This is a genomic window from Brevundimonas sp. (genome assembly GCF_032017145.1).
Taxonomy (GTDB): Bacteria; Pseudomonadota; Alphaproteobacteria; order Caulobacterales; family Caulobacteraceae; genus Brevundimonas.
In genome coordinates this window covers 1-5,230 of sequence record NZ_DALZQC010000157.1, presented here as the reverse complement: position 1 = coordinate 5,230, position 5,230 = coordinate 1, and the positions used below count along the sequence as shown (strand labels likewise).

Annotated in this window: 6 protein-coding genes; 1 reads left to right on the top strand and 5 read right to left on the bottom strand. The window is 66.4% G+C overall.

Features of this window, described 5'->3' with window-relative positions; genetic code table 11:
• Window positions 1-205: 205 nt before the first annotated feature.
• Both RTU05_RS16905 and RTU05_RS16900 read right to left on the bottom strand, forming a co-directional pair.
• Entirely contained in the window at window positions 206-2,008 is a 1,803-nt protein-coding gene (locus RTU05_RS16905) for an ATP-binding protein (protein WP_312599479.1), read from the bottom strand.
• A gap of 92 nt (window positions 2,009-2,100) precedes the next feature.
• Window positions 2,101-2,400, bottom strand: coding sequence for a BolA family protein (locus RTU05_RS16900; protein WP_312599478.1), 300 nt, complete (start codon window positions 2,398-2,400; stop codon window positions 2,101-2,103).
• Window positions 2,401-2,445: 45 nt separating this feature from the next.
• On the opposite strand from RTU05_RS16900, the gene RTU05_RS16895 reads away from it, so the two are divergent.
• Window positions 2,446-3,114 carry a J domain-containing protein gene (locus RTU05_RS16895; RefSeq protein WP_087119288.1) on the top strand — a complete coding sequence of 223 codons (669 nt, stop codon included), beginning with the start codon at window positions 2,446-2,448 and terminating at the stop codon, window positions 3,112-3,114.
• A gap of 149 nt (window positions 3,115-3,263) precedes the next feature.
• Here RTU05_RS16895 and RTU05_RS16890 read toward each other — a convergent pair whose 3' ends face one another.
• From RTU05_RS16890 to RTU05_RS16880, 3 genes are all read right to left on the bottom strand, one after another.
• Window positions 3,264-3,674: a hypothetical protein gene (locus tag RTU05_RS16890; RefSeq protein WP_312599477.1), complete on the bottom strand. Its 411-nt coding sequence runs from the start codon at window positions 3,672-3,674 to the stop codon at window positions 3,264-3,266.
• A gap of 69 nt (window positions 3,675-3,743) precedes the next feature.
• Window positions 3,744-4,421, bottom strand: a complete 678-nt coding sequence (locus RTU05_RS16885; protein WP_312599476.1) for an SDR family oxidoreductase — start codon at window positions 4,419-4,421, stop codon at window positions 3,744-3,746.
• 39 nt (window positions 4,422-4,460) lie between these two features.
• On the bottom strand, window positions 4,461-5,230 hold a 770-nt coding region (locus RTU05_RS16880), incomplete at its 5' end, for an N-acetylmuramoyl-L-alanine amidase (protein WP_312599475.1).

Below are 5,230 nucleotides of genomic sequence, written 5' to 3'. Positions count from 1 at the left end.
CGCGCCCGCGGCGCCCAGGGCGCCGGCGGCCATGACTGCAGCGATCGCGGCGGTGAGTGTCCTTCTCATGGTCGTGTCTCCATCTGCGGCCGAAACGATTCGACGTCTCGCCTTTATGGAGGGTGCGGCCTGAGGCCAGTCTGAACCGCGTCGTTCGACCGGGGTTCATCGCGCGGCCGCACTCCGGCCGCATTTGGATCGCGCGTCAGGCGGCGGCAGAAGCCTCCGACGGCTGCTCGAAAGCCATGGCGACCGCCTCGCGCCCCCCGCCGACCCGGCCCATCAGCAGGGCCAGGGCGCTGAAGTCGATCGGCTTGTTCAGATAGGCGTCGGCTCCGGCATTCAGGCCCGCCTCGTGATCCTCCGACCGCGCGGAGGCGGACAACACGACGATGGGCGTGTCGGCGTTCAGACCCCCGCCTTCGCGGATCAGGCGCGTTGCGCTCAGACCGTCCATCACCGGCATGTTCACGTCCATGATGATCAGGTCGAACGGCTGTTCGGCGGCGCTGTCGACCGCGATCCGACCGTTTTCGGCGGTGGCGGTGATATGGTTGGCCGAGCTCATCCACGCTTCCAGGATCATGCGGTTGACGGGATGGTCCTCCACCACCAGCACACGCAGCGACTCGCCGCCTTCGACCTCAGCATGGACTTCTTCAGCCAGGACCGGCTTGGCCCATTCCACCACCTCGGCCTCGACCTCCAGGGTGAAGCACGAGCCTTCCGCCAGTTTCGAGGTGACGGTGATGTCCCCGCCCATGATGTTGGCCATCCGCCGGGCGATGGTCAGGCCAAGGCCCGTGCCGCCGAACCGGCGTGTGGAGGAGCTGTCGACCTGGGTGAAGGGCTGGAACAGCCGCTCCAGATCGGCCGCCGCGATGCCGGCCCCGCTGTCCTGGACGACGAACTGGAACCGCACGCGCTGATCCGAAATCCGGTGCGATCGCACGGTGTAGTGGATGCGTCCGGTCTCGGTGAACTTGACGGCGTTGGACAACAGGTTCTGCACGACCTGACAGACGCGCAACGGGTCGCCCCGCACCACGGTCGGCGTCTCGCCTTCGAAGGTGGAGACGAACTCCAGGCCCTTGGCCTCGGCCTGGGCCTCGAACGGACCTGTAATCCGCTTGTGCAGACTGTCTATCGAGACATCGACGACCTCGAAATTCATCTTTCCCGCCTCGATCTTCGTCATGTCGAGGATGTCGTTCAGGAGCGACAACAAATTGTCGCCCGAGTTGCGGATGATCGACAGATATTCGCGCTGGGTCGTCTCCAGCCGCGTCGCGCTGAGCAGTTGGGCGGCGCCCAGCACCCCGTTCATCGGCGTTCTTAGTTCGTGCGAGATCACGCCCAGGAAGTTGGACTTGGCGTCGTTGGCGGCGTTCGCCTTGTCGCGCGCGGCCTCCAGTTCTTCGATCAGATGCGCCTGATGTCGCTGAAAGGCCCGGATGCGATCTTCCCGCAACAGGGTCATGGTCACCAGCACGAACAGGCCGGCGGCCGTGAACGGCAGAACCACCAGCATGGACCAGAACTCGGGCGTGCCCCACAGACTCATCAGGATGATTGCCGCCGCCGCCCCATAGGGCGACGAAATTATCAGGGCCTGACGGGGCGAACTCCGCAGTTGGGCGAACACCAGCACATAGCCGGAAATGATCAGCGCCAGGGCCAGGGGGCGTCCGAAATCGGCAGGCGAGAACCAGGCCAGCAGCGGCGCCACGGCCCATGCGCCGGTCGTCACCGTGGCGACGATGGGGAAGGTCATGCCCCATCCTGTTTCGACTTGATGGCTCAGCCGCTTTTCGACCATGCCGCGAACCGAACCTGCGGCCAGCGTCAGGCCGAACCAAAGACCGGCCTGCAACCACCCCACCGTGCCCAGCAGTCCCAAGGCCCAGGAGGCGATGATCATATAGCGCAGATACTGCGTCTGCAGGATGGCCGTCAGGGCCTGGGACGCATCCCCGGCGCGCTGATCGCCTGGCAGCGCCTTCGCCACGCCGTCTGATTCCACCATAGCCCAGAGCCCCACCTTCTGTTTGGTGGCGTGACGCTATGACGAAGGTTCTAAGACGATGTGAACGCTGGTTTTTACGCCTGCGCCTCGTCCGGCGTCAGGGCCTTGATCGACAGGGCGTGGACCGGCCCGGCCAATTCGGCCTTCAACAGGGCGTTGACCGCGCGTTGACGCGCCACGCGCGACTGCCCCTGGAAAGTCTCTGACACGATCACCAGATTGAAGTGGCTTTCTCCGCCAGGCTTGGCGTCCATCCCGCCTTCGTGGTGGTGGCCGGCGTGGCGCCAGCTGTCATCCTCGATCTCCAACCGCCGGGGGGCCAGGCCCTCCGTCAGTTTTGCACGAATAATTGCCGTGACCGGGCCTTCCGACATGATCGATTCCTTGATGCCGTCCAATTCGGCCCTACACTTCGGGTGATGTCCGCCTCCTTTCAATACAAGCCGCGCTTCACCGACATCCGCGTGAAGCCGCCGAAGCCCGAGGAAGAGGCGGCCCAGGCCGACGTCCTTCACCTCAAGCCGGGCGAAAAGCCCTGCCAGTGGCCGGACTGCCGCAAGGCCGCGACCGCCAAGGCGCCCAAGTCGCGCGACCGGCTGAACGATTTCTACGAATTCTGTCAGCCCCACGCCGGCGAGTACAACAAGGGCTGGAATTTCTACGCGGGCATGAGCGAGGGCGAGGTCCGCGCCGCCCAGGAAAACGAGGCCATGACCGGCGGCCGCCCGACCTGGGAGATGAAGGCCGGCAAGTTCACGCGCGAGGCCGCCGCCTTCGCGTCCAAGATGGGCACGTCCAACACCACCGGCGCCGGATCGTGGCGCGACAGCTTCGGCCTGTTCGGTCGCAAGGGCGATCAGGCGCCGCAGTCCCCGACCGAGGACCGCCGCGTCGGCAAGCTGGAACGCGCTGCGCTTGCCGACCTGGGCCTGGACCCCGGCGCCGACAAGGCCAAGGTCAAGGCCAGCTATCATGAGATGCTGAAACGCTTCCACCCGGACACCAACGGCGGCGACCGCGGCGCCGAGGCCAAGCTGCAGCGCGTCATCAAGGCCTGGAAGACGCTGAAGAAGGCCGGGCTGGCTTAGGGCCTGACCGGCGCCTTGGAGATCAGTTGACCCGCAATCATTTGCTGGGCCTTGGCGTTCATATAGATCAGCGCCTGTTCCGCCGCGACGCGATCCGCCCGGTTTGCCGTCGATAGGCCGAGCGACGCCAGAAAAGTCGCCCCCGCGCGTCAATCGGGGCAGGCCGGTCCTTCGATGCCGAACGGTTTGGCGGCATTATTGAAGACGCAACTCCAGGCGGCCTCGCTGGCCTCATCCCAAGCCCGATCCAGGCGCGCCCTGCTCAAACCCTTCTCGCGTTCGACCCGCGCCGAAGCTCCCAGTTGGATCACATGGGACGCAATGGCGGCATGTATCCAGCGCGGCGGCAAATAAGATCGGCCCGTACAGTCCTGTGAGATCGCCAGAAGGTCGGCGCCGCGTTGCGACAGGGCGCGCATCCCTTGCGACATGCCGCGGTCATAGGCGGTCATCACCGCCTGCTGCTCCGCCTCAGGCAGGCGCGACCAAGCACAGGCTCCCGTCGCCGAAGGCGCGTCGGGCAAAGACAGAAGCGCAATCGCGGCGAAAATCTGGATCATTGCCCCCTTCGTCCCAACCTGCGGCCATCACTGGCACAATCGAGGCGACAACGGCAAGCGGTCGCGGTGTCACTCCGCGTAGATCATCTTGCGGCTCATTCCGCCGTCCATCGTCAGAACCTGCCCCGTCACGAAGCCGGCCTCGGCCAGATAGATGACCGCCTGGGCGATGTCGGCGGGGCGGCCGACGCGGCCGGCAGGGTGCTGGTCGTGATCGACCGGGCGTAGGCCTTCCCCATCGGAGATCCAGCCCGGGGCGATGGCGTTGACCCGGACTTTCGGACCCAGGCTGATCGCCAGCGCATGGGTCAGGGCGACCAGCGCGCCCTTCGACGCCGCATAGGCTTCGGTCTCCGGCTCGGACATGACGGCGCGGGTCGAGGCCATGTTGACGATGGACCCGCCGTCCCTGAGCAGGGGAATGGCGGACCGACACATCAGAAAGGCGCCGGTCAGGTGGCTGTCGACCACTTTTCGCCAGTCGGCCAGAGACAGATCGGCCAGCGACCCATTGACCGGATCGGCGACCCCGCCGTTGTTGACCAGCAGATCAAGCGCCGACCAGCCCAGCGTCTCGAAGGCGTGCGCGACCGAGGCTTCGTCGCTCAGATCACAGTCTATATGGCGCGCCGCGCCCTCACCTGGTTTCAGATCGAACGAGGCGACGTCCCATCCCTGGTCGATGAGCGCCTGGCACAATCCCGATCCGATCAGGCCCGATCCGCCCGTGACGATGGCTTTCTTCATGGGCGTCAGAACCGGCCGGACGCCGGTTGGTTGCGACGATCAAGGTTGTCCGGCGGCCAGACCGTTCGAAGCGGTCATCATCGGCGCGGCCGGTTCGCGGAAATAGCGGTCGATGCCGTCCGCGACCGTCTTCATCAACCGGCGGCGCGCGCGCTCGTCGGTCAGCATCCGCTCGTCCTCTGGGTTGGTGATGAAGCCCATTTCCAGCAGCACCGCCGGCACGTCGGGCGCCAGCAGCACGGCCAAACCGGCGTCGCGGTGGCTGCGACGCAGGAGCGGCGTCTCGGAGCCTTCCAGATGGGTCAGCAGAACCCGCGCGAACTGGGCCGATCGGTTCTGCGTCGCGCGCTGGGTCATGTCCAGCAGGATGCGGTCCACCGAGGGATCGCGTCCCGGCAGATGCAGTTCGCGGTGCCAGTTGTCGCCGCGCGTGAACTCGCGAACCGCCCGGCCCGCCCCCTGTTCGGACAGGGTATAGACGCTGGCCCCGCGCAGCGCCGGATCGGAACCGGCGTCGGCGTGCAGGGAGATGAACAGGTCCGCGTCCGCCTGGCGCGCGATGGCCACGCGGCGATACAGATCGACATAACGGTCGTCCTCGCGCGTCAGCCGCACGCGATAGCGCCCGGTCCGCTCCAGTTCGCTTTTCAGCGCCAGGGCGGCGGCCAGGGTCACGGTCTTTTCGCGCGCGCTGGCCCCGCTGGCGCCGGGGTCGTTGCCGCCATGGCCTGCATCGATGACGATCAGCGGCTTTCCCGACCGGCGCGGCGCAGGCGGCGGGGTCGACGGCGAAGGCGCGCGAGCGGCCG